Consider the following 24,351-nt stretch of genomic DNA (forward strand, 5'->3'; position numbering starts at 1 on the left):
CCCACCTCACCTCACCTCACCCGCCTCCCTGCCCCTGCCCCGTCCCCTGTCCCGGCCGCCGCCGTCCGTCCGGACCGGTGCGGTCGGCTCCGGCCGAGGGGTCCCGTACGCGGAAGACCCCGGGCCGTAGCTCGTCGGAGAGCAGGAGGAGTTCCGCGGCGGAGTCCGGAGGCCACTGCGTGTCGGTGTCCCACTCGATTCCGGGCACGAGGGGGAGTTCCCGTACGTAGACGAGGTCGGCACCGGACAGGTTCGCCCCGGACAGGACGACGGTGGCGGCCAGGAGCGCGTGGGCGAGGTCCGTGTGGGAGAGGTCCGCGCCGGAGAGGTTCACGTGCGCGAGGTTCGCGCCGGCGAGGTTCGCGCGGGCGAGGTTCGCGCCGGTCAGGTTCACGTGGGACATGCGGACGCCGGACAGGTTCGCGTGGGACAGGTCGACGCCGGACAGGTCCAGACGCGCCCGGTCCGTGCCGGACAGGACCGCGCCGGAGAGGTCGGCGCGGGCCAGGTTCGCGCCGGACAGCCGCGTCTCCTTAAGAGATGCACAGAACAGGTTCGCACCGGAGAGATCCGCGTCGGCCAGGTTCGCGAAGTGCAGGTCGGCGTGCGACAGATCGGCGCCGGACAGGTGTGCGCCCCGCAGGTTTGCGGACTTCAGGTCCCCGCCGGACAACACCGCGTGCCGCAGGTCGCGGGCGCGGTCCGGGTCGGGCCGGAGGGCCGCGAGGCGGTCGGCTTCCGGTACGGCCCGCGCGGGCGGCCCCGCGCCGGCGGAGCGCTGCGCGATGGCGGACGCCGTGTCCTCCAGCGCGGCCGTGGGAGCGCCCGAGCAGGCGAGGTACAGCAGCCCGCGCAGGATCTCGGCCTGCCGCTGCGTCTCGGGATCGTCCACCACGACTCCAGGCTAGGCGCGGGCGTGCCGCGGGTCACGGGTTCGGCAGACCGGGCACCGGCCGGAACCAGGGCTGAGCGAGATCACCCGGGCGAGTGCCAGGAGGACGTCGGCGGCGGCGTTCTCGGCCCGCCGCTCGCGCTCGCGCAGCCCCGCCTTCGGCAGGCGGGCCTCTTGCAGGATGAGGGTCTGGATCTTCCGGAAGTGCTCCTCGGCGACCTTCCAGCACGGTTCGCGCGGCTGGACGTCGGCGGGGCCCGCGTGCGGGTGGAGGGTGCCGAAGGCGGTGACGGCCTCGGCCAGCTGACCGCCGCGCCGGTGCAGCTCGTGGAGAGTGATCACGGGCCGTCCCCGACGTCGTCGGGGGACCGGGTCCGGCTGATGAGTTCGGCCATGACGGCGGCGAAGTCGTGGTTCTGGTGGCGCTGGATCTGATCGGCGATGAGGTAGCCGGCCGCGCCGCCGACGAGGGCGGGCACCGCGGCCCAGCCGGCGAGGGACAGCGGCCACGCCGCCCACCCGGGGTGCACGTCGGCGGGTGAGGTGAGGCCGGTCAGCACCTCGTAGGCGTCGGCCCATCCCGCCAGTAACCCGTTCAGCAGGAACAGCGCGGCGCACGGTGCGATCACCCACACCGCGCGGGTCAGCAGCCAGAACGGCATGCGGCCGAGCGCGTGCCTGCGGGCCCACCACGTCGCGACCTGCTGCCCGACACCGGGTGGGGGCGGCGGTGAGGGGGCGGGCACGCCGCCAGCGTAGGGGGCGGCGTCGCCTGCCTGCAGGAGTCCCGGCGATATTCGCCCGGCCGTATGCCCGTGCCCGTGGGCGTCGTTCGCCGCGCGCGCCGCAGGGGGGCGACCCGGGGCCCGCGACTCGGGCCGGAGACTCGGGGCCGGCCTTACCGGAGGCGGCCTACCGGGGGACAGCTGACCGCTAGTCCGTCGCCACCTCTGCCGTCTGGTTGTTCTGCGGGGTCGCCGTCGGTGTCGGTCTCGGTGTTGGCGCGGGTGTCGGGGTCGGCTCGGGGAAGTCCGTCGGGCCCAGCGTGGCGTCGGGGAGGGGCTCCTGGGGGGCGCCGTTCTCGATCATGGAGCCGAGGCCCACCACCGCCGCCACGGCCGGGCGTTCCGCGATGTGCACCGGCAGCCCCACCGACGTACGCAGCATGGTCTCCAGGCCCGGCATCGTCGCGCTCTCGCCCGCCAGCACGATCCCCCGGTCCCCGATGTCCGCCACCAGATCCGGCGGGCAGCGCCGCAGCACCGAGCGGATCCCGTCCAGCACCGCCAGCATCGGCGCGCCCGCCGCCTGTTCGACGGCCGCCGGGTCGACCTGCACCGTGCGCGGGCGACCGGAGACCACGTCGCGGCCCAGCACCTCCAGCTGCGCCGCGCCCTGCGCGCCGGCGAGCGACAGCTCGCGGTGCACCTGGCCGACGGTGTGGCTGCGCAGCATCACCTCGTGGTTGATGCGCAGGTGCTCCACCAGCGCCCGGTCCACCGCCTCCCCGCCCACCGGCACCTTCTCGGCGGCGACCACGTTACCCAGCGACAGCACGGCGATCTGCGTCATCGCCGCGCCGCACACGACGATCAGCGTCCCCTCCGCCGCCGGCACCGGCAGCCCGGCGCCCACCGCCGTGGCGATGAGGGTGTCGACGAGGACGACCCGCTTCGCGCCCAGCCCCGCCAGCGTGTCGATCATCGCCCGCTGCGTCAGCGGCTCGGCGTCGTGCGGGGTGCAGGCGGCGGCCCGTAGGGCCGGGTGGAAGCGCCAGGATCTGCGGACCCTGGCGTGGATGAGGTGGCGCAGCATGCGCTGGGCCATCTCGATGTCGGTGATGCCGTTCGGCCCCACGGGCCGGGCGACCCGGATGTGCGCGGGGGTGCGGCCGGTCATCGCCTCGGCCTGGCCGCCGACGGCCACCAGGGCGCCGGTGCGGGCGTTGATGGCGACGGCGCTCGGCTCGTCCACGACGAGACCGATGCCCTTGAGATAGACGCGGGTGCGGGTGGCCCCGATGTCGACGGCGACGCTGCAACGGAGAAGCTGTTCCTGGCTGATGGTCACACGACCAGCCTGGGGCCGGCGGGCGTGGGCCGCCCGCCGGGCTGTGCCGGTCGGATGAGGGCTGCGCCCTTACGGGTGAGGGCGGCGGCCCGGCGGGGGTCGGGGTCGAGGCGTACGTACGGCGTGCGCTGCACGTACGGCGTGCGCTGCACGTACGGCATGCGCGACACGTACGGCACGTACGGCACGTACGGCACGTACGGCAATACGCGACACGTACGTCGCGGTGTACCGCACGTCACGCCGTATATGTCACGCCGTCACCGTGAAGTGCCGCAGGACCGCCTCCGCCAGCTTCGGGTCGCCCTCTGCCTTCACCCGGTCCGCCGCCGCGGCCGCCCGCAGCCGACCCGTCGCGAGCCGCAGGTACGTCTCCCAGTCCATCGTCAGCGTCACCGTCGGGCCGAGCGAGACGCTGCCGTCGACGGACCCGCGGCCCTCGTCGTCGACCCGTACCGTACGCATGAACTCCACCGGGCCCGTCACGTCCACCACCACGACCGACCCCGCCTTCGCGCCCGCGTCCTCGGCCACCTTCGGCAGCCGCGCCAGCAGCTCGTCGCGGGTGACGAGGGCGCCGGGCGAGTCGATGTTCCCCGGCTTGCCGAGCGCGCGGCGGATGTCCTGCTCGTGCACCCAGATGTCGAACGCCCGGTAGCGCACGGACTCCGCGAGCGTCACCTCCTGGCCGAACGCCCCGCGCACCTTGGCGTCCGGCGCGCGCTTCTCGTCGCGGAGCTGGCGCCGGCGGCGTATCAGGGTGTACTCCAGGTCGGCGGTCATCTCCGGCGCGGTGTGGTGCCGGCGCACGTCGACCTGGACCTCGACGTAGCGCGTCTTCTCATTAGTGACGTGCACGAGGTCGGCCGGCAGGTTGTGGATCGGCCGCGGGTCGCCGAGTGCTTCGCACTCGGCGCCGATGATGTGGGAGACGACGTCCCGCACGGACCATCCCGGAAGTCCGCTGCGGCCGCTCCACTCCCCCTCGGAGAGCGGTGCCACGAGTTCGGATATGGCCTCGGCCGAGTGGGCCCAGGCGTCGACGGAGGGCTGGAGGCTGGAGTGGACGGTCACACTACCCCTCACGGGATCGTTCGCGAGATGCACGGCAGGCCCTAAGTTACGCTGCGCACGGGTGCCCCGGCAGCGCTTTCGGGCGACGATTGTGCAGCGGCGCAGACGACTTGAGCACGGGAGCGGTGGTAAAGTGCGCGCTTCGCTGATCCAGTTCCGGGTGGACCCGGACGAAACCGTGGAAAGCCGACGGGCCAGGGCGGCCTCGCTCGTCCGCGCGGAGGCGGGCTCCGGACTGGTGGTGCTGCCGGAGCTGTGGCACGTGGGGGCGTTCGCCTTCGACCACTTCGCGGCCGGTGCGGAGACCCTCGACGGGCCCACGGCGGCGGCGATGGCGGCGGCGGCCCGGGACGCGGGCGGGTGGCTGCACGCGGGGTCGGTCGTGGAGCGCGACGCCTCGGGGACGCTGTTCAACACGAGCCTGCTCTACACGCCGGACGGCGAGCTGGCGCGTACGTACCGCAAGATCCACCGCTTCGGCTTCGACCGCGGCGAGGCGGTCCTCATGGGCGCCGGCGACGAGGTCGTCACCGCTCCCCTCGACGACACCGTCGTCGGCCTCGCCACCTGCTACGACCTCCGCTTCCCCGAGCTGTTCCGGGCCCTGACCGACAACGGCGCCCAGACCTTCGTCGTCCCGGCCGGCTGGCCCGCGAAGCGCCGCGCGCACTGGCGGCTGCTGGCGCAGGCGCGGGCGGTGGAGAACCAGGCGTACGTCCTGGCCTGCGGCACCGCGGGGACGAACGGCGGGGTGGCGCAGGCGGGGCACAGCATGGTCGTGGACCCGTGGGGCGAGATCCTGGCGGAGGCGGGCGAGGGCGAGGAGGTCCTGCGGGCGGACCTGGACCCGGCGCGGGTGACGACGACGCGGGAGGAGTTCCCGGCGCTGCGGGACCGGGTGCTGGGGCGGCCGTAGCGCCGAAGGCCGGCGGCGCCGCGGCCGTGGTGACCCCCGGCCGTCGTGCCGTGGCCGTAGCGCCCGGGAATGGCCGCGGCAGGGGCGTGGTTGGCTCTGCTTATGGCGAAACGTGCCCGGGTCCGGGCTCCCGAGCTGGTCGGCAGGGGCGGCTGGCTGAACACCGGCGGGGCGGAGCTCAGCCTTGCCGCGCTGCGCGGCCGCATTGCGATCGTGGAGTTCTGGACCTTCTGCTGCATTAATTGCCTGCACGTCCTGGACGAGCTGCGCGAGCTGGAGGAGAAGCACGCGGACACGGTGGTCGTGGTCGGCGTGCACTCGCCGAAGTTCGTGCACGAGGCCGAGCACGCGGCCGTCGTGGACGCCGTCGAGCGCTACGGCGTGCACCACCCCGTGCTGGACGACCCGGACCTGGCGACGTGGAAGCAGTACGCGGTGCGGGCGTGGCCGACGCTGGTGGTGGTCGACCCCGAGGGGTACGTCGTCGCGCAGCACGCCGGGGAGGGGCACGTCCACGCCATCGAGCGGCTGGTCGCGGAGCTGGAGGCGGAGCACGCGGCGAAGGGCACGCTGCGGCGGGGGGACGGTCCGTACGTGGCGCCGGAGCCGGTGGCGACGTATCTGCGGTTCCCCGGGAAGGCGCTGCGGCTGCCGTCGGGCAACCTGCTCGTCTCGGACACGACGCGGCACCGGCTGGTGGAGCTGGCGCCGGACGGCGAGACGGTGGTGCGGGGGATCGGGAGCGGGGAGCGGGGGTTCGCGGACGGCGCCGCCGATGGTTCGGACGGTTCGGAGCCGCGGTTCAACGAGCCGCAGGGGCTGGCGCTGCTGCCGTCGGGCCTGGTGGCGGTGGCGGACACCGTGAACCACGCGGTCCGCGCCGTCGACCTCGGCACCGGGTCGGTGACGACGCTGGCGGGGACCGGGCGGCAGTGGTGGCAGGGTTCGCCGGCGTCGGGGCGGGGGCGGGAGGTCGACCTGTCGTCGCCGTGGGACGTGGCGTGGTTCGATGGACGGCTGTGGATCGCCATGGCGGGCGTCCACCAGCTGTGGACGTACGACCCGGCGACCGACACCGTCGGGGCGGCGGCCGGCACGACGAACGAGGGACTGCACGACGGGTCGGCGGAGGAGGCGTGGTTCGCGCAGCCGTCGGGGCTGGCGGCGACGGAGGACCGGCTGTGGATCGCGGACGCGGAGACGTCGGCGCTGCGGTGGCTGGAGCGGGGTGACGGGGCGGGTGCCGGGCCGGAGCCGGGGCAGGGGCGGCGGGCGCGGGTGCACACGGCGGTCGGCACCGGGCTCTTCGACTTCGGCCACCGCGACGGCCCGGCGGACGAAGCGCTGCTGCAGCACCCGTTGGGCGTCACGGCCCTGCCGGACGGCTCGGTGGCGGTCTCCGACACGTACAACCACGCCCTGCGCCGCTACGACCCGGCCACCGGCACCGTGACCACCCTGGCGACGGACCTGCGGGAGCCGTCGGACGCGGTGGTGGACGGCGACGAGATCGTGGTCGTGGAGTCCGCCCGCCACCGGCTCACCCGGCTGCGGCTGCCGGAGGAGGCGGTCCGGGTCACCCCGGTCGCGCACCGCACGCGGCGCGCGGCGACGGACGTGGCGCCGGGCCGGCTGACGCTGGACGTCGTCTTCCACGCCCCGCCCGGCCAGAAGCTCGACACCCGCTACGGCCCGGCCACCCGCCTGCTGGTGAGCGCCACGCCGCCGTCGCTGCTGACCGCGGGCGAGGGCGCGGGTACGGACCTTGTGCGGGAGGTGGCCCTGTCGGCGGACGGCCCGGCGGAGGGGGTGCTGCACGTCTCGGCGATGGCGGCGAGCTGCGACGACGACCCGTCGGTGGCGTACCCGGCGTGCCACGTACACCAGCAGGACTGGGGGGTGCCGGTCCGCGTCACGGAGTCGGGGGCGGGGCGGCTGGCGCTGATTCTGGCGGGGATGGACGAGGGGGATGAAAAAGGAGAGGGCGGGGCGTAGTGGAGAAACGACCCTGCATCGGTGCAGGTCAGATAGGCTAGGCCGTATGAGTGAGACCGACGATCTCCGTCGCCGTGTGGAGACCCTGGAGGCCCGCATGGATGCCGTCCACGAGCGGATGTCCCAGACCCACGCGATGCTCGCCATAAACGACCGGGACGTGGCGGATCTGAAGCTCGAACTGCGGGCGCACCGGAAGTCGCTCCAGGCACTCCGTGAGACTCAGTTGGAGCAGGGCGAGGAGATCCAGGAGCTGCGGACGGAGATGCGGGAAGGCTTCGCGGAGATGCGCACCGGCTTCGCCACTCTCACTGCCGGCCTCCAAGCCCTCGCCGAACGCCTCCCCGAGGAGCCCGCCTCCTAGTCCGCCGGGATGCCGAACCACCGCAGGTGCACCGGGCGCGCGCCCGGTGCCGCGTCTTCGGGGGTGTGGCGGTACTTCGCGAGGAGCTTCAGGTAGTCGTCGTGGAAGGCGTCCAACTGCTCCTTCGTCAGATGGCTCAGCCCGCGTGACCCCCGCAGCCAGCCCTCCGCCTCTCCCCCCTCCCCCTGTGCCTGCCCCTCCGCGAACCGCCGCGCCAGCTCCAGGTCCTCCGCCCCGCGCAGCCGGTCGAGTTCCGCTATGACCGCCCGCTCCCCCGCCGTGACGTCCTCCATCGGCGGGCGGCGGATGTCCAGCCCCGGTACGCCGCGCCACCAGCGCTCGCGGCCCGCCGACCGCTCCGGGATGTCCTCGATGAGACCGCCGCGCTCCAGCATGCGCAGGTGGTAGCTGAGCGTGCCGGTGTTCTCGTCCAGCGCCGCCGCGAGCGTCGTCGACGTCGCCGGGCCGTGCACGGAGAGGTGGCGCAGGATGCGCAGCCGCAGCGGGTGCGCAAGCGCCTTGAGCGCTTCCGGGCTGCTGACCTTGCGCCGCTCGTCTGTCATGGCCGCAGTTTATCCACAGGTTTCTCTGCAGAGCTTTCTCTGCAGAGGAATCTCTGCAATGCTTGAGGCATGACGAAGAACTGGAAGGACCGGTCGTACGGAACGGGCGCGGCCCGCATCGCGGTGGCCACCGCGGCCAGTGCGCTCGCCGCCCTGCTTGCCGTCAGCCTCACCGGCGCCGCCGCCCCGGCCTCCGCGGACCCGAAGCCGCCCGGGCCCGGGACCGGGTTCGACTTCGGTGCCTGCCCGGCGGCGGAGGAGCTGCCCGTGGGTGCCGATCCCGGGACGTGGCGCTGCGAGGTCATGCAGGCGACGGGGCGGCTGCGCGTGGGGAGCGTGGACGAGCCCATCGACCGGCCGATGACGCTGACGTTCGCGGAGGGCCGGGTGGACGGCGCGTACGCCCAGGTGTTCGGCGAGATGTCCGCCGAGCCGATACGGGTCGGGGGGACGCCGCTGACGCTCACGCCGCGGTACGGGGGCTACAGCGACTTCCAGTCCGACGACGTGCGCCGCGGGGAGCTGGACCTGACCCTCGCGGTCCGCGGTCCGCTGCTCCCGCGGGGCTGTTCGATCGGCGGGGCGGGCACGGAGCCGATCCACCTGGTGCTGAAGGACACCCGCCCGGCGGAGGTGATATCCGAGGATCCGCTGGTGGTTTCCTTCGGCGCCGCGGACGCGGAGTTCGCCGCCCCGCGCGCCGACGGCTGCGGACGCCTGGGCGGCCGGATCCTGGACCGGGTGCTGGACCTGCCGGCGCCGGCGGGGGAGAACCGGCTCGAACTCGACGCCACGGTGGGCATCAGGCCGTACGCGTGACGCCTGCGGGCGGAGGCCCGGGCGGAGGCCCCGCCGGGTTCATTCCGACAGGAACGCCGCCAGCGCGCTCGCCAGCAGGTGCGGGTCCTCCGCCCCGCACAGCTCCCGCGCCGAGTGCATCGAGAGGATCGCCACCCCGATGTCCACGGTCGTGATCCCGTGGCGGGCCGCCGTGATGGGCCCGATCGTCGTGCCGCAGGGCATCGCGTTGTTGGAGACGAACGGCTGCCACGGCACCCCGGCCCGCTCGCAGGCGGTGGCGAAGAGCGCGCGGCCGGTGCCGTCCGTCGCGTAGCGCTGGTTGACGTTGACCTTCAGGATCGGGCCCGCGTTCGGCATCGGGCGGTGGCCCGGCTCGTGGCGCTCGGGGTAGTTCGGGTGCACGGCGTGGCCGGTGTCGGAGGAGAGGCAGACGGAGCCGGCCAGGGCGCGGGCGGTGTCGTCGTACGAGCCGCCACGGGCGGCGACGCTGCGGCGCAGGACGTTGCCGAGCAGCGGGCCCTCGGCGCCGGTGTCGGACTGGCTGCCGTTCTCCTCGTGGTCGAACGCGGCCAGCACGGGGATCGCGCTCGGCGGGGTGTCGGCCTCCCCCATGGCCCTGCGGGCATGGGCGGCGGTACCCCCAGTCGCGGCGGCGAGGGCGGCGACGCCGGCGTGTACGGAGAGGAGGTTGTCCATGCGCGGGCCTGCGAGCAGTTCGCGGTCCCGGCCGAGGTAGGCAGGCGGCTCGACGCTGTGCACCATCAGGTCCCAGCCGATGACGTCCGCCGCCGCGACCCCGGCCTCCCCGGCCAGGAACTCGACGAGGTCGCCTTCGCGTACGTTGCCGAGGCCCCAGATCGGCGTCATGTGGCGCTGCTTGTCGAGCTTGAGACCGTCGGCGGTGACGCCGCGGTCGAGGTGGATGGCCAGCTGCGGTACGCGCAGCAGCGGCCGGTCGACGTTGACCAGCCGCACCTCACCGCCGCCCGTGCCACCCGCAACGCCCGCACCCGCGCCCGCGCTCGGTCCCGAACCCGCACCCGGTCCTGCACCCGGTCTCGCACCCGGACCGCCCGTGCCCGCGCCCGCGTTCGTCGCACCCGGCCGCAGCGTCAGCCGGCCCGCCAGCCCCAGGTCCCGGTCCAGCCAGGTGTTCAGCAGCGTCCCGCCGTACACCTCCACGGCGATCTGCCGCCACCCGTGCGCGCCGGTGTCCGGCAGCGGCTTGACCCGCAGGTTGGGCGAGTCCGTGTGGGCTCCGACGATGCGGAACGGCGTCTCGGGGGCGCAGCCCTCGGGCACGTACCAGGCGATGAGCGCGCCGCCGCGCAGCACGTACCGGCCACCGGCCGTCGCGTCCCAGGCGTCGGTCTCGCGGAGTTGAGTGAAACCGGCCTTTTCCAGCCGCCGGGCGGCCTCCGCCACGGCGTGGTACGGCGTGGGGGAAGCGGTGAGGTAGCCGGCCAGGTCGTCGGTGTGGCTGCGGTCGAACCGGGGCGGGGATGCAGTCATCATGACCAAAGCCTAAGACGTGGATGAGAAGCGGAATCGAGCCATTGCCTTTGCCGAATCGTTGTCTTACGTTCTTCCGGGGTGCGAGACGCCTGTTGCCCATGAGGTGCCGGCCGTCCGCACGGGGGGAGTGACGGACAGGGAACGGTGCGAAGGAAGGGTGACAGAGACCCCATGGGAGTCGTGAACACGGGCATCAAGCGCAGGGCCCGGCTGCTGGGCGAGGCGCTCCGACCACCGCGGCAGCTGACGGGCCCGGGTACGGAAGCGGTCGCGGCGGCGCAGACGGCACCCGAGGCCGCGACACCGCAGCAGGCGCCGGAGAAGGTCAAGCCGAAGGGCCCACGCCCGCCCAAGAAGACGGTCGAGCTGGACTACGGGGTGGCGGCCGTGCCCCGGCAGGTCGAGGCGCCGGTCTTCGTGCTCGCACCCGTACGGTCCGGATCCACGCTGCTGCGCATGCTGCTCAACAGCCACTCGCGCATACGCGCCCCGCACGAACTGCACCTGCGCACCGTCGGGGTGGAGCTGACCCCCGGCTTCTCCGACCAGTCCATGCTCGAACTGGGCCTGGACAAGGCGGAGCTGGAGCACGTGCTGTGGGACCGGGTGCTGCACCTGGAGCTGGAACGCAGCGGCAAGGACGTCGTCGTCGACAAGACGCCGGGCAACGTCTGGGCCTGGGAGCGGCTGCAGCACGCCTGGCCGAAGGCGAAGTTCCTGTTCCTGCTGCGCCACCCCGAGGGCGTCGTCACCTCGCTGGAGAACCGCAAGTCCAACACCGCCACCCGGGCCCAGCTGGAGGAGAACGCGCTGAAGTACTTCGAGCCGCTGGAGCGGGCCCGCACCGCGCTCGACGGCCACACGCTCACGTACGAGGACCTGACCTCCGACCCGGAGGGGGTCATGCGCGGCGTCTGCGCGTACCTGGACGTGGAGTTCGAGTCGTCGATGCTGGAGTACGGCGAGCAGGACCACGGCCGGTTCCGCCCCAACCTCGGTGACCGCAGCGACAACATCAAGTCCGGCCGGATCCAGTCGGCCAGAACGTTCGAGGAGGGGCCGGACGGAATGTCGCCGAAGATGGCGGAGTACGCCGCCGCCTGGGGCTACCGCTGACCCCGGCCCCGGCCCCCGGCCCTTCGGCCCCTGAGCCCCGCCCGGGCCCGGGTCCGGGGGCGGCGCCACCGTCGTCGCAGGCGCCGCACCCGGGCCCGACCGGCCCACGGGCCGGTCCCTCAGAACCCGTCCCTCAGAACCCCGTCCTCAGAACGCGGCCTCGTCCAGCTCCATCAGCGACTGGTCCGTGTTCTCCGCCAGGGACCGCTGCACCCCGACCCCCGGCAGCACGTTCTGTGCGAAGAACGTCGCCGCCGCGATCTTCCCCTGGTAGAACGCCACGTCCTTCGGCGCGGCCGTCGGCAGCTTCTCCGCCGCCACCGCGGCACCCTTGAGCAGCAGATAGCCGATCACGACGTCGCCGGAGGCGAGCAGCAGCCGGGTGGTGTTGAGCCCCACCTTGTAGATGGACTTCACGTCCTTCTCGGTGGCGGCGAGGTCGGCCAGCATCACCCCGACGATCGCCTCCAGGTCCACCGCCGCCCTGGCCAGCTCGTCCCGCGCGGCGGCCAGCGGCTCCCCGCCCACCGCCTCTGCCAGGAACTTCTTGATCTCCTCGGCCAGCGAGGTCAGCGCCTGCCCCTGGTTGCGGACGATCTTCCGGAAGAAGTAGTCCTGCCCCTGGATGGCGGTGGTGCCCTCGTAGAGGGTGTCGATCTTCGCGTCCCGGATGTACTGCTCGATCGGGTACTCCTGCAGATAGCCGGAGCCGCCGAAGGTCTGCAGCGACTGGGCCAGCAGCTCGTACGACTTCTCCGACCCGTAGCCCTTGACGATGGGCAGCAGCAGGTCGTTGAGCGCGTGCTGCGCCGAGGTGTCGTCGCCCGCGGCCTCCCGGACCTGGATCGTGTCCTGGACGGAGGCGGTGTACAGGACGAGCGCGCGCATGCCCTCCGCGTACGCCTTCTGCGTCATCAGCGAGCGGCGCACGTCCGGGTGGTGCGTGATGGTCACGCGCGGCGCGGTCTTGTCGGTGAACTGCGCCAGGTCCGGGCCCTGGACGCGCTCCTTCGCGTACGCCAGCGCGTTGAGGTAACCGGTCGACAGGGTGGCGATGGCCTTCGTGCCGACCATCATCCGCGCAAACTCGATGATCTTGAACATCTGGCGGATGCCGTCGTGCTTCCCGCCGAGCAGCCAGCCCTTGGCCGGGTGCCCCCCGGGTGACGCGGTCCCGAAGGTCAGCTCGCAGGTGTTGGAGACCTTCAGGCCCATCTTGTGCTCGACGTTGGTGGTGTAGACGCCGTTGCGCTCGCCCAGCTCGCCGGTCTCCCAGTCGAAGTCGTACTTCGGTACGACGAACAGGCTCAGCCCCTTCGTGCCGGGCCCGGCGCCCTCCGGGCGGGCCAGCACGAAGTGCACGATGTTCTCCGCCAGGTCGTGCTCACCGGAGGTGATGAAGCGCTTCACGCCCTCGATGTGCCAGGTGCCGTCCGGCTGCTCCAGCGCCTTTGCGCGTCCCGCGCCCACGTCGGAGCCGGCGTCCGGCTCGGTGAGCACCATCGTCGAGCCCCAGCGCCGCTCCACCATCAGCCGCGCGACCTGGCGCTGCTCCTCGGTGCCCTCGTCGTAGAGCACGCCGGCGAAGGCCGGCCCCGAGGCGTACATCCACACGGCCGGGTTCGCGCCCAGCACCATCTCGGCGTACGCCCAGATCAGCGACGACGGCGTCGCCGTGCCGCCGATCTCCTCGGGCAGGCCCAGGCGCCACCACTCGGCGCCCATGTAGGTCTCGTACGACTTCTTGAAGGACGCCGGGACGGCGGCGGTGTGCGTCTCCGGGTCGAAGACCGGGGGATTGCGGTCGCCGTCGGTGAAGGACTCGGCCAGGTCGTTCTCGGCCAGCCGGGCGATCTCCGAGAGCACGCTCCGCGCGGTCTCGACGTCCATGTCCTCATAGGGGCCCGTGCCGTAGACGTCGCCGCGGCCCAGCACCTCGAAGAGGTTGAACTCGATGTCCCGGAGATTCGACTTGTAGTGGCCCATGCGCAGGCTCCGTATCAGGCATAAGGGATCAGCGACCATCCATAGTGCTACCCGTCAGTAATAAAACGCAACCCTCGTCTCGTCATATCCGTCCGGCTGGCGCAGTCCGGACCCGTGCACCCGCCCCGGCGCTAGGCTGGGGCGCATGTACGGCTACGACCAGTCCGCCGGTTACGGGGCCCCCCAGGGACCCCCGGGACCCCCGCCCGGGCACCCTCCGGGGCACCAGTACGCGGCGCCTCCCCCCGGGCCGTACGACCAGCCCGCCTCCGGCGGCTACGCCGAGCAGCCCCTCTACCCCGAGCCGTCCCAGCCCACCCCGCTGTCCCTCGCCGACGCGGTCAAGGCGTTCACCGGCGGCGCCATCGGCTCCGAGGACTTCCAGCAGATCTTCGCCACGTCCAAGATCTACTGCCCGCGCGGCGACAACCCCGGCTTCCTCGCCCTGCACAACACCCAGCAGCCGGTGATCCCGCTCTTCAGCTCGCTGAAGGAGCTGCGCCGCTACGCCGGCCGGGAGTCGAAGTACTTCACCGTCACCGGCGCCGAGGTCATCGACCTGCTGCCCACGGGCTACGGCTTCGTGCTCGACATCGAGGGCGACCACCGCATGGTCGTGGACGCGAAGGCGGTCGAGGAGATGGTCGACTTCGCGATGCGCCGCATGTACGGCTGAGCCCGGGAATTACACCCGGCTCGACGGTTGTTTAGTCCTCAACTACGATGAGGGTGGACCAACCGAGGAGGCCCCATGCCTGCCGTCAGCGTCGACAACCCCCTGCTCCTGCCCCGCGTCTCCCCGCCTCCCGCCGGCACCGCCGACCGCCCCGCGCTCGCGATCAGCACCGCCCCGTCCGGCTTCGAGGGCGAGGGCTTCCCGGTCCGGCGCGCGTTCGCGGGCATCGACCTGGCCAGGCTCGACCCGTTCATCATGATGGACCAGATGGGCGAGGTGGAGTACGCGCCCGGGGAGCCGAAGGGCACCCCGTGGCATCCGCACCGAGGGTTTGAGACCGTCACATACATCATCGACGGGATCTTCGACCACCAGGACTCCAACGGCGGTGGCGGCACCATCACCAACGGAGACACCCAGTGGATGACGGCGGGCGCGGGCCTGCTGCACATCGAGGCTCCGCCGGAGCATCTGGTGGTGTCGGGCGGCCTCTTCCACGGCCTGCAGCTGTGGGTGAATCTGCCGGCCAAGGACAAGATGATGCCTCCGCGTTACCAGGACATCCGCGGCGGCCACGTCCAGCTGCTGACCACGCCCGACGGCGGCGCGCTGCTGCGCGTGATCGCCGGTGAGCTGGACGGGCGCGCCGGTCCCGGCATCACGCACACGCCGATCACGACGATCCATGCGACGGTGGCGCCGGGTGCGGAGGTCACGCTGCCGTGGCGGGAGGACTTCAACGGGCTGGCGTACGTGCTGGCGGGCAAGGGCTCGGTCGGTGCCGAGCGCCGTCCGATCCACCTGGGCCAGGCTGCGGTCTTCGGCGCCGGCGGTGCGCTGACCGTCCGCGCGGACGAGAAGCAGGACTCCCACACGCCGGACCTGGAGGTCGTCCTCCTCGGCGGCCGGCCGATCCGGGAGCCGGTGGCGCACTACGGGCCGTTCGTGATGAACAGCCACGCCGAGCTTGTGCAGGCGTTCGAGGATTTCAGGGCGGGCCGCCTGGGCACGATCCCGGCCGCCGACGGCTGACCCCCTTCCGGGGCGTCTGGACGCCCTCCGGGCCGCGACAGATTCCATCAACGTTCCGTCATTGGCCGCATGACACTGTCTCCCGACCGACCCCCAACGGTGAAGGAAAAGTGATCATGAACAGGATCCGGGCCAGGCGAGCCCTCCTCAGCGTGGCCGCCGGCACAGCATTCGTCGGCGGTGTGCTTCTCGGCCATGCCTCACCCGCTTCGACGACGGAGGCCGGCGCGCAGGAGCAGGTCAGGCCATACCAGGAATGCGACTCGCAGGGAAACTGCTGGGTCGATCCCTGCGCCGAAACCAAGCCCGGCGGCTGTGACTCCGTGACCGAACGCTTCGCCACGCGCGGTCTTCGGGGTGTGGCGTAGGTGGGTTCCAGGAAGATGTGCGGGCGCCGGGGTGCCGTCGCGGCGGCCGGGACGGCGGCAGTGCTCGCCCTCACCGGCTGCGGCAGCGACGACGGCGACGCCATCAGCTCCGGGAACGCTGCGAAAGGGAGCGGCGATATTCAGCGGGAGGACGCAGCGTTCCCGGAGCTAGCCGTCGACGCGATGCGCACGCTCGAGTCCGTGCACGTCGTCGGCAAGCAACGCTGGATCGACGAACCGGCCCAGATCGACCTGCGGATGGACAAGGAGGGCAACTGCGCCGGCAGCGTCAGCAACGACGATCAGGGTGCCGTCGAGTTGGTCATGCGGGGCGACGAGATGTGGTTTAAGCCGGACGCCTTGTACATGGAGACCCGGCTCTTCTTCAACGCCGCGACGATCGCCGAAATCGAGGGCTCCTACCTGCTGCTGGCCAGGGCGGATGCCCCGCCGGGCCTCGGGGACATGTGCAGGCTGCACACGTACGCGCAGGCGACGGACCGCCACGTAACGATGAACTACGAAATGACCGCGGGGAAGTCGACCGAGCACAAGGGCGTCCCGGTCATGCCCCACGTCGATAAGTCCGCGACCAGCGAAGGGGCCAACATGATGATCGCCGCCGAGGGAAAGCCGTACCCGGTGACTCTCACGGACCCGGGCTACCTCGATCACGACCTGGAGTTCTCCGCGTTCGATGAGCCGGTCAAGGTGGAGGCGCCCCCTGCGGACTCGGTGCTGACGGAGGAGCAGGTGGACGATATCCAATACGAAACGGCGCTGCGGTAGCCGCCGGCACGTCCCACCCGCTTTTATCCACCCCATCGGCGACACCGCCGCCCCAGGCCCCGCCCGGGGCGGCGGTCGCCGGGCGGTCGTTATGTGCCGTATCGCTTCCAGTCCGTGCAGTTGGAGGCGTTGCGGTCGCGGTGGTCGCAGACCTTGAAGAAGACCCACTCGTCGCCGTTCGGATCCGTCGGGTAGATGCCGCCTTCGTCGTGGGCCGGGTTCCAGATCCATGTGGAAGGTTTGTGATCCGCCTTGAACGAGTAGAGGACGGCACATCCCTCCCCGTCGTCGACCTCCCAGTCCACGACCCAGAATTCGTTGCTGCCGGATCTCCAGGCCGCGGCACAGTCCCCGCTGCGCGAGTCGATGTAGGGGGAATCCGCGGCTGCCGGCCCGCTCGTCACGCCCACGACGGCACAGGCGGCCGCCCCGATGCCGACGGCCACGCGGCCCAGCGTACGGCTGATTCCTGCCTTCACGGCTGCTCCTCCCGTTGTCCCTCCCACGGCAGCTTGCCAGGAGCACCTTGACGCAACCTGAGGTGAAGCCTGAACGCCCTGACCCCTACAGGTTCGGCCAGTCCTGCTCGTGGAACTCGCACCAGATCTCCTTGCCCGTGCCCCGCGGCTCCGTGCCCCACTCCCCGGACAGCTCCTGGAGCAGGAACAGCCCGCGGCCGGAGGAGGACATCTCGCCGGGGTGGCGCACGTGCGGCAGGCCCGTGTCGGCGTCGGCGACCGTGACGCGCAGGGTGCGACCGCCGTGCGGGCCCTTGACGTCGGCGCTGACGTCGGCGTCGCTGTCGGTGTGCAGGAGTACGTTGGCGACCATCTCGGAGAGCACCAGTTCGGCGGAGTCGACCTGCGTGGGGGTCGCCCAGTCGAAGAGCATCGCGCGCAGCTCGTGCCGGGCGTCGGCGGTGCGCTGCTGCTCCGCCTGCGGGACGGTGAGGTGCATGTGGCGGCCGGTGCCGGGGCCGCCGGGTTCGCGCATCGGCAGGTCGCGGCTGATGAGGACGAGCGCGATGTCGTCCTCGCGGCGCTCGGCGTGCGGGCCGGGGGTGGCGTGCGAGTGCGGGCCGCTGACGGCGTCGATGAGCGTGTCCGCCAGCGTCTCCAGGTCGTCGCCGACGTGCCCGGCGAAGACCCGGCGCAGCCGGTCGCGGCCGGTCTCCAGGTCGTGGCCGCCGGTCTCGATGAGCCCGTCGCTGCACAGCAGCATCAGCTCGCCGGGCTCCATGACCAGCCGGGTGACGGGGTAGTCGGGTTCCTCGACGATGCCGAGGGGCAGGCCGCCCTCGGTGGGGCGGACGAGGAGGGTGCCGTCGCCGATGCCCATCGCCGGGTCGAGGTGGCCGGCTCGGGCGATGGTGAGGGTGCCGGTGGCCGGGTCGGCCTGGATGTAGAGGCAGGTGGCGAAGCGGGGGTCGGCGTCGTCGGGCGGGGCGTTGCCGTCGAGGCCCTCGCGCAGGTTGAGCTGGGTGAGGAAGTGCGAGGCGCGGGTGAGTACGGCGTCGGGGTGGTGGCCCTCGGAGGCGTACGCGCGGATGGCGATGCGCAGCTGGCTCATCAGCCCGGCGGCCCGGACGTCGTGGCCCTGGACGTCGCCGATGACGAACGCCGCCTTGCCGGACGGCAGCGAGATCACGTCGTACCAGTCGCCGCCGATCTCCAGCCCGCCGCCGGTCGGCACGTAGCGGGCGGCGACCGTCAGGCCCGGCGTCGGCGGCACCTCCTCCGGCATCAGGCTGCGCTGCAGCCCGGCGGACAGCTCGCGCTCGGACTCGTGCACGTGCGCGCGGGAGAGTGCCTGCGCCAGCATGCGCGCCACGGTGGTGAGCACGGAGCGCTCGTCGGGCGTGAAGGGCGCGGGGTGGGAGAAGGCCGCCAGCCATACGCCGATGACCCGGCCGGCCACGATCAGCGGGACGTACGCCCACGAGCGCCGGCCGAGCCGGCCGGCGAGCCGCCACGCCCGCGGGAAGCGGCGCCGGTACTCCTCGCGGCCGGCGATGTAGATGGCGCGGCCGGTGCGGACGGCGACGGCGCCGGGGTAGTCGGTGTCGAGGGGGATGTCGGCGAAGTACTCCTCGTCCTCGGGGCGGTAGCCGTGCTGGCCGATGAGCGTGAGGTGGTCGCCCTCGACGCCGAAGACGGCCATGCCGTCGGGCGAGAAGCCGGGCATCGACAGGGAGGCGGCGACGCGCAGCACCTGGTCGGTGCCGCGGGACTCGGCCAGCGCGCGGCCGGCGTCGAGCAGGAACGCCTCGCGGGACAGCCGCCAGTCGCTGGTCAGCGGGGACGGCGGGGAGGTGCCGGCGCTGGCGCCGGGCAGGGGCTCGACGACCTCCTGGACGGTTCCGGACATCAGCACGTCGTCGGCGGCCGGTGCGGCGCCGGCGCCCTCCCGCTCCCCGGGCCCCGCCCGCCCCGGCGCGCCGTGCCCCCCGTCCACCTCCACCGCCTGCCCGCCGCGGAACGGCCGCATCCTGGTCCGTACGACCCGCAGCACCGTCCCCCGCTCGTCCACGATCCGCAGCTGCGCCTCCGCCACGGTGCCCTCCGCCCGGGCCAGCTCCAGCGCGCCGATCAGGTCGACGTAGTCCACCCCGTGGACACGGCCGCGCAGGCCGGCGCCCGTCGTCTCCGTCCGCCGCGCGGGCAGCCCGACGAGCCGGGCGGCCTCGGCGTCCATCGTCACGGTGCCGGAGGCGGTGTCCCAGCTCCACACTCCGGTGCCGACGGCAGCCAGGACCTGCTCGGTGCGCATTGGCCTATTTTAAGGTGATTGATCGCGTGCGGCCGGGGAGGCGGAGGACGGTAGTCTTGGCGGGCCGGGAACACTCTCCTGGCCGAATCGGCGACGAGATCGTCGGCACCGAGCAGACGAACTGGATGGATGATGCACCGGTACCGGTCCCACACCTGTGGCGAGCTGCGCGCGAGCGACGTCGGCGGCGACGTCCGCCTCTCCGGCTGGCTGCACAATAGGCGCGACCTGGGCGGCATCCTCTTCATCGACCTGCGCGACCACTACGGCATCGTCCAGCTCGTCGCCCGCCCCGGCACCCCCGCGAACGAGGCGCTGGCGCACCTCACCAAGGAGACCGTCGTACGCGTCGACGGCACGGTCGTCTCCCGCGGCGCCGAGAACGTCAACCCCGAGCTGCCCACCGGCGAGATCGAGGTCGAGGTCGCCGACGTCGAGGTGCTCGGCGCCGCCGAGCAGATCCCGTTCACGATCAACGCCGACGACGGCGTCGGCGAGGAGCGCCGGCTGGAGTACCGCTTCCTGGACCTGCGCCGCGAGCGCATGCACCGCAACATCATGCTGCGTACCGCGGTCGTCACGGCCATCCGCCAGAAGATGACGGCCCTCGGCTTCAACGAGCTGACCACCCCGATCCTCTCGGCCACCTCCCCCGAGGGCGCCCGCGACTTCCTGGTCCCCTCCCGGCTGCACCCCGGCACGTTCTACGCGCTGCCGCAGGCCCCGCAGCAGTTCAAGCAGCTGCTGATGATGGCCGGCTTCGACCGCTACTTCCAGATCGCGCCCTGCTTCCGCGACGAGGACGCGCGCGCCGACCGCTCGCCCGGCGAGTTCTACCAGCTCGACATGGAGATGAGCTTCGTCGAGCAGGAGGACGTCTTCGCCGTCATCGAGAAGGTGATGACGGAGCTGTTCGAGGAGTTCGGGAACGGCCGGCACGTCACGTCGCCGTTCCCGCGGATCCCGTACCGCGAGGCGATGACGAAGTACGGCTCCGACAAGCCGGACCTGCGGGCGGAGCTGGAGCTGACGGACGTCACGGACGTCTTCGCGGACAGCGAGTTCAAGGCGTTCGCGGGCAGGCACGTGCGGGCGCTGCCGGTGCCGGCGGTGCAGGACCAGCCGCGCAAGTTCTTCGACGCCCTCGGCGACTTCGCCGTCGAGCAGGGCGCGAAGGGCCTGGCCTGGGTGCGTGTCAGTGAGGACGGAGCGCTGAGCGGGCCGATCGCGAAGTTCCTCACCGAGGAGAACGTGCGGGTGCTCACCGAGCGCCTGGGCCTGGCCGCCGGGCACGCGGTGTTCTTCGGCGCCGGGGAGACCGACGAGGTCTCCAAGATCATGAGCGCGGTGCGCGTCGAGGCGGCGAAGCGCGCCGGGCGGTTCGCCGGGGACGTCTACCGGTTCTGCTGGATCGTGGACTTCCCGATGTTCGAGAAGAACGAGGACACCGGCGAGATCGAGTTCTCGCACAACCCGTTCTCGATGCCGCAGGGCGGCATCGAGGCGCTGGAGAGCAAGGACCCGCTGGACGTGCTGGCGTACCAGTACGACATCGTCTGCAACGGCGTCGAGCTGTCCTCCGGCGCGATCCGGAACCACGAGCCGGAGGTCATGCTCACCGCCTTCGGCATCGCGGGATACAGCAAGGACGAGGTGGAGCGCGAGTTCGGCGGCATGCTGCGCGCGTTCCGTTTCGGCGCCCCGCCGCACGGCGGGATCGCGCCCGGCATCGACCGCATCGTGATGCTGCTGGCCGACGAGCCGAGCATCCGCGAGACGATCGCCTTCCCCCTCAACGGCAACGCGCAGGACCTGCTCATGGGCGCGCCCGGCGAGGTCGACGAGGCGCGCCTGCGCGAGCTGCACATCGCGCCGCGCAAGCCGCAGCCGAAGTAGAGAGCACCTTCCACACCGGCGTACGGGCCGGGGCGCCCGACGGGCCCCCGGCCCGTGGTGGTGCCAGGTACACCCCCGAGTCGGGTGGACGTCCCATGGGGCGCGCGGGCGCGCATTCCTAGGTTGATGTCATCCGACATCGCAGAGGGGACCGTCCCATGTGGGCCATGGCCGTCCGTACGCTCCGCCACAGAACAGCCGCGCTGTCGGCGACCTTCCTGGCGCTCTTCCTGGGCACCGTCATCGTGATGGCCTGCGGTGGTCTGCTGGAGACCGGCATACGCAACAACGCACCGGCGCAGCGGCTCGCGGGCGCCGACCTCGTCGTCACCGGCGACCGCTCGCTGCCCCGCGGCGACGAGACCGTCGTCCTGCCCGAGCACCCCCCGCTGGACGAGGTCCTGACCGCGGCCGTACGGAACGTCCCCGGCGTCGAGCGCGCCGTCCCCGAGCGGGTCTTCGACGCCGCCGTCCTCGGCGACGGCGCGTCGGGTACGGGCTCGGCCCCCGACGCGCAGGGCCACGGCTGGTCCTCCGCCGCCGTCACCCCGTACGAGCTGACCGCCGGCCGGGCGCCGGAGGGCCCGCGCGACGTGGTGCTGGACGAGGCCACCGCCGGGGCGTACGGCCTCCGCCCCGGCGACGAGGTGCGCGTCGCGGCGCGGGGTGGCGCCGAGGCGTACCGGCTGACCGGCGTGGTCCGTACCGGGCACGCCGTCGGCCGCGGCGCCGTGTTCTTCACCGACGACCGGGCCCGCGAACTCGCCCCCGCCGTCGCGGACATCGCCGTCACGGCGGCGCCGGGCACCGACCACGGCGAGCTGAAGGGCCGCCTCGGTGACGTCGTCGCGGACCACGCCGCCGCGGGGCAGGTGCCGGCGGAGGTGGTCGCCGGCGACGACCGGGGCGCCGTCGAGTACCCCGACGTGCTCACCCGCCGGGAGGACCTGATCGCGGTCGCCGGCGCCTTCGGCGGCATGGCCACCGTCGTCGCCGTCTTCGTCGTCTCCGGCACCGTCGCGCTGTCCGTCGACCGCCGCCGCCGCGAGTTCGCCCTGCTGCGCACCGTCGGCGGCACCCCGCGCCAGCTGCGCCGGCTGCTGCTCGCCGAGACGCTGCTGGTGGCGCTGGTCGCCGCGGCGGCGGGCTGGTTCGCCGGGCCGCCGGCGGGGGAGCGGCTGTTCGAGGAGTTCACCGGCAGCGGCATGGTCTCCGAGGCGGTCTCGTACGAGCAGGGCTGGATCCCCGCCGTCGCCGCGGGCGGCGCGCTGCTGCTGACCGCGCTGTTCGGCGGGTTCATCGGCGGCCGGCGCGGGGTGAAGATCAAGCCGGTCGAGGCGATGGCGGAGGCGTCGCTCGGGACCCGCTGGGCGCATCCGCTGCGTATCGTCCTGGCCATGCTGTTCCTCGGCGGGGCCGCCGCCCTGGCGATCCTCACGTGGGTGCTCTTCGACGGCCCGATCGCGGCCAGCACCGCCGGCCCCACCGTGCTCTGCGCCGCCATCGGCCTCGCGCTCCTCGGCCCCGGCCTGACGAAGCTGTGCACCGCGCTGATCTCCGGCCCGGTCCGGGCGGTCTCCCCCATAGCCTTAAGGGCATGGGCGGTACCCCCATGCGCGAGCGGCGAGCTGGCCGTCGCCACCGCCCGGGCCCGCGCCGTGCAGATGGCCGGCGTCGTCACGCCCGTGATGCTGGCCGTCGCCATGGCCACCGGCAACCTGTACCTGCAGACCACGCAGACCGACGCCGCCCGCGAGGCGTACGCCGAGACGCTCCGCGCCGACGCCGTCGTCGACTCCCCCGCCGGCACCCTCGACCCGGCGCTCACCGCCGACGTCCGCGCCGCGGACGGCGTCGCCGCCGCCGGCGCGTACGTCACCAGCACCGGCTGGATCGACGGCGTCGGCGACGAGGACGGCGTACCGCTGCAGGGCATCGACGCCCGCGGCGCCGCGCGGACCACCGCCCTCAAGCCGACCGCGGGCGAAGTCGCCGACCTCACCGGCCGGACGATCGCCCTCCCCGAGGGTGCGGCCGACGGCCGCGGCGTCGGCGACACCGTCGAGGTGCGCTTCGGCGACGGCGCCGAAGTCGAGCTGCGGATCGCGGTGCTCTTCGACGGCCGCGACGGCTACGACACCGTGTTCCTGCCCGCGGACCTCCTCGCCGGGCACACCGACGGCGGGCTGCCGCAGCAGATCCTCGTCCGCGCCGAGGACGGCGTCGGCACCGCCGAGCTGGCGGCGAGCCTGACGAAGACCCTCGCGGACCACCCGGGCACCGGCGTTACGGACCGCGACGAGCTGATCGAGGCCAACGTCGAGGACACCGAGACCCAGGCGTGGGTCAACTACCTGATCCTCGGCATGATCGTGGCGTACACCGGCCTCTCGGTGGTCAACAACCTGGTGCTCTCCGTCTCCGGCCGCCGCCGCGAGTTCGGGCTGCAGCGGCTCGCCGGCGCCACCCGCCGGCAGGTGCTGCGGATGCTGACGATCGAGGCGCTCATCGTCGCCGGGATCGGCGTGGGCCTCGGCACGGCGGCCGCGGCCACCGCGCTGGTGCCGTTCAGCCACGCCGCGGCGGACAGCCTGCTCCCCTCCGGCCCGCTGTCCATCTACGCCGTGGTGGTCGCCGGTGCCGTGGCCCTCGCTCTCACCGCCACCCTGCTGCCCGGCTGGGCAGCCCTCCGTACGCGCCCCGCGCAGGCGGCGCAGGCGGAGGACTAGGTGGGTGGGCCCGCCCCGGGGACGGGGCGGGCCCTGGTGTCTTGCGGCGGCACCGCCAGGTAGCACCGCAAGACGGTGTGGCCGGCCGGTGTCCCCCCGCGACACCGGCCGGAGTCGTGGTGTCTAGCCGAAGCGGCCGGAGACGTAGTCCTCGGTCGCCTGTACCGACGGGTTGGAGAAGATCTTGTCGGTCTCGTCGATCTCGATGAGCCGGCCCGGCTCCCCGACGGCGGCGAGGTTGAAGAACGCGGTGCGGTCCGAGACCCGCGCCGCCTGCTGCATGTTGTGCGTCACGATGACGATCGTGAAGCGGGTCTTCAGGTCCCCGATCAGGTCCTCGATGGCGAGGGTGGAGATCGGGTCGAGGGCCGAGCAGGGCTCGTCCATCAGGAGCACCTGCGGTTCGACGGCGATGGCGCGGGCGATGCACAGCCGCTGCTGCTGGCCGCCGGACAGGCCGGAACCGGGGCGGTTCAGGCGGTCCTTGACCTCGTTCCACAGGTTCGCGCCGCGGAGGGACTTCTCCACCACGTCGTCCAGCTCGGACTTCTTGTAGCGGCTGTTGAGCTTGAGGCCCGCGGCCACGTTCTCGTAGACGCTCATCGTCGGGAACGGGTTGGGCCGCTGGAAGACCATGCCCACCACGCGCCGTACGGAGACGGGGTCGACGCCGGTCGCGTACAGGTTCTCGGCGTCCAGCATCACCTTCCCCTCCACCCGCGCGCCCGGGATGACCTCGTGCATGCGGTTGATGGTCCGCAGGAAGGTGGACTTGCCGCAGCCGGACGGGCCGATGAAGG

The 24,351-nt window shown here is 72.6% G+C and carries 22 protein-coding genes; 10 read left to right on the plus strand and 12 right to left on the minus strand.

Annotated elements, in window-relative coordinates; translation table 11 throughout:
- Positions 1-16: 16 nt before the first annotated feature.
- From T328_RS34625 to T328_RS34650, 6 genes are all read right to left on the minus strand, one after another.
- Entirely contained in the window at positions 17-895 is an 879-nt protein-coding gene (locus T328_RS34625; RefSeq protein ID WP_496500235.1) for a pentapeptide repeat-containing protein, read from the minus strand.
- Positions 896-904: 9 nt separating this feature from the next.
- Positions 905-1,234: a hypothetical protein gene (locus T328_RS34630; protein WP_496500236.1), complete on the minus strand. Its 330-nt coding sequence runs from the start codon at positions 1,232-1,234 to the stop codon at positions 905-907.
- Positions 1,231-1,638 (minus strand): DUF6313 family protein, encoded by a 408-nt coding sequence (locus T328_RS34635; RefSeq protein ID WP_496500237.1) that lies wholly within the window; start codon positions 1,636-1,638, stop codon positions 1,231-1,233. The genes T328_RS34630 and T328_RS34635 overlap by 4 nt, the downstream gene beginning before the upstream one ends.
- Positions 1,639-1,825: 187 nt before the next feature.
- Positions 1,826-2,962 carry a rod shape-determining protein gene (locus T328_RS34640; protein WP_496500238.1) on the minus strand — a complete coding sequence of 379 codons (1,137 nt, stop codon included), beginning with the start codon at positions 2,960-2,962 and terminating at the stop codon, positions 1,826-1,828.
- Entirely contained in the window at positions 2,959-3,159 is a 201-nt protein-coding gene (locus T328_RS34645) for a hypothetical protein (RefSeq protein ID WP_496500239.1), read from the minus strand. The genes T328_RS34640 and T328_RS34645 overlap by 4 nt, the downstream gene beginning before the upstream one ends.
- A gap of 55 nt (positions 3,160-3,214) precedes the next feature.
- A complete protein-coding gene (locus T328_RS34650) occupies positions 3,215-4,036 on the minus strand; it encodes a maleylpyruvate isomerase family mycothiol-dependent enzyme (protein WP_496500240.1) in 822 nt (273 codons plus the stop codon).
- A gap of 133 nt (positions 4,037-4,169) precedes the next feature.
- On the opposite strand from T328_RS34650, the gene T328_RS34655 reads away from it, so the two are divergent.
- The 3 genes from T328_RS34655 to T328_RS34665 all read left to right on the plus strand — a co-directional run bounded on the left by T328_RS34655 (position 4,170) and on the right by T328_RS34665 (position 7,311).
- Complete coding sequence (locus T328_RS34655; protein WP_496500241.1) at positions 4,170-4,952, plus strand: carbon-nitrogen family hydrolase; 783 nt, start codon at positions 4,170-4,172, stop codon at positions 4,950-4,952.
- 102 nt (positions 4,953-5,054) lie between these two features.
- The gene (locus tag T328_RS34660; RefSeq protein WP_496500242.1) at positions 5,055-6,947 is read left to right on the plus strand and encodes an NHL domain-containing thioredoxin family protein; all 1,893 of its coding nucleotides are present in this window, start codon (positions 5,055-5,057) and stop codon (positions 6,945-6,947) included.
- 46 nt (positions 6,948-6,993) lie between these two features.
- Positions 6,994-7,311, plus strand: a complete 318-nt coding sequence (locus T328_RS34665) for a hypothetical protein (RefSeq protein ID WP_496500243.1) — start codon at positions 6,994-6,996, stop codon at positions 7,309-7,311.
- Here T328_RS34665 and T328_RS34670 read toward each other — a convergent pair.
- Positions 7,308-7,874: an ArsR/SmtB family transcription factor gene (locus T328_RS34670; protein WP_496500244.1), complete on the minus strand. Its 567-nt coding sequence runs from the start codon at positions 7,872-7,874 to the stop codon at positions 7,308-7,310. The two genes, T328_RS34665 and T328_RS34670, sit on opposite strands and share 4 nt — an antisense overlap.
- A 69-nt stretch (positions 7,875-7,943) precedes the next feature.
- On the opposite strand from T328_RS34670, the gene T328_RS34675 reads away from it, so the two are divergent.
- Positions 7,944-8,693 carry a hypothetical protein gene (locus T328_RS34675; protein WP_496500245.1) on the plus strand — a complete coding sequence of 250 codons (750 nt, stop codon included), beginning with the start codon at positions 7,944-7,946 and terminating at the stop codon, positions 8,691-8,693.
- A gap of 39 nt (positions 8,694-8,732) precedes the next feature.
- Here the strand turns inward: T328_RS34675 and T328_RS34680 are convergent, their stop codons facing one another.
- Positions 8,733-10,190, minus strand: coding sequence for a M18 family aminopeptidase (locus T328_RS34680; protein ID WP_496500246.1), 1,458 nt, complete (start codon positions 10,188-10,190; stop codon positions 8,733-8,735).
- A 171-nt stretch (positions 10,191-10,361) separates the two neighbouring features.
- Here T328_RS34680 and T328_RS34685 point away from each other — a divergent pair, with 171 nt between their 5' ends.
- Positions 10,362-11,306, plus strand: a complete 945-nt coding sequence (locus T328_RS34685) for a sulfotransferase family protein (RefSeq protein WP_496500247.1) — start codon at positions 10,362-10,364, stop codon at positions 11,304-11,306.
- Between the two features lie 147 nt (positions 11,307-11,453).
- Here the strand turns inward: T328_RS34685 and T328_RS34690 are convergent, their stop codons facing one another.
- Positions 11,454-13,292, minus strand: coding sequence for an acyl-CoA dehydrogenase (locus T328_RS34690; protein ID WP_496500248.1), 1,839 nt, complete (start codon positions 13,290-13,292; stop codon positions 11,454-11,456).
- A gap of 145 nt (positions 13,293-13,437) precedes the next feature.
- On the opposite strand from T328_RS34690, the gene T328_RS34695 reads away from it, so the two are divergent.
- The 3 genes from T328_RS34695 (at position 13,438) to T328_RS34705 (ending at position 16,157) form a co-directional block, all read left to right on the plus strand.
- Entirely contained in the window at positions 13,438-13,968 is a 531-nt protein-coding gene (locus T328_RS34695) for an SseB family protein (RefSeq protein WP_496500249.1), read from the plus strand.
- Between the two features lie 75 nt (positions 13,969-14,043).
- Complete coding sequence (locus T328_RS34700) at positions 14,044-15,000, plus strand: pirin family protein (RefSeq protein WP_496500250.1); 957 nt, start codon at positions 14,044-14,046, stop codon at positions 14,998-15,000.
- Positions 15,001-15,368: 368 nt separating this feature from the next.
- A complete protein-coding gene (locus tag T328_RS34705; RefSeq protein WP_496500251.1) occupies positions 15,369-16,157 on the plus strand; it encodes a hypothetical protein in 789 nt (262 codons plus the stop codon).
- An 89-nt stretch (positions 16,158-16,246) separates the two neighbouring features.
- Here the strand turns inward: T328_RS34705 and T328_RS34710 are convergent, their stop codons facing one another.
- Positions 16,247-16,636, minus strand: a complete 390-nt coding sequence (locus T328_RS34710) for a hypothetical protein (protein ID WP_496500252.1) — start codon at positions 16,634-16,636, stop codon at positions 16,247-16,249.
- 85 nt (positions 16,637-16,721) lie between these two features.
- Positions 16,722-18,926, minus strand: coding sequence for an ATP-binding SpoIIE family protein phosphatase (locus tag T328_RS34715; RefSeq protein ID WP_496500253.1), 2,205 nt, complete (start codon positions 18,924-18,926; stop codon positions 16,722-16,724).
- A gap of 132 nt (positions 18,927-19,058) precedes the next feature.
- Between T328_RS34715 and aspS the strand changes: the two genes are divergently transcribed.
- Together aspS and T328_RS34725 are read left to right on the plus strand one after the other, a co-directional pair.
- Complete coding sequence (aspS, locus tag T328_RS34720) at positions 19,059-20,822, plus strand: aspartate--tRNA ligase (RefSeq protein ID WP_496500256.1); 1,764 nt, start codon at positions 19,059-19,061, stop codon at positions 20,820-20,822.
- Positions 20,823-20,989: 167 nt separating this feature from the next.
- On the plus strand, positions 20,990-23,551 hold the full coding sequence (locus T328_RS34725; protein ID WP_496500254.1) for an ABC transporter permease: 2,562 nt from the start codon (positions 20,990-20,992) through the stop codon (positions 23,549-23,551).
- A gap of 123 nt (positions 23,552-23,674) precedes the next feature.
- On the opposite strand, the gene T328_RS34730 is transcribed toward T328_RS34725, so the two are convergent.
- The coding region (locus T328_RS34730) for a phosphate ABC transporter ATP-binding protein (RefSeq protein ID WP_496500255.1) at positions 23,675-24,351 on the minus strand (677 nt) is incomplete at its 5' end.

It is taken from the genome of Streptomyces sp. CNX435 (assembly GCF_059570575.1).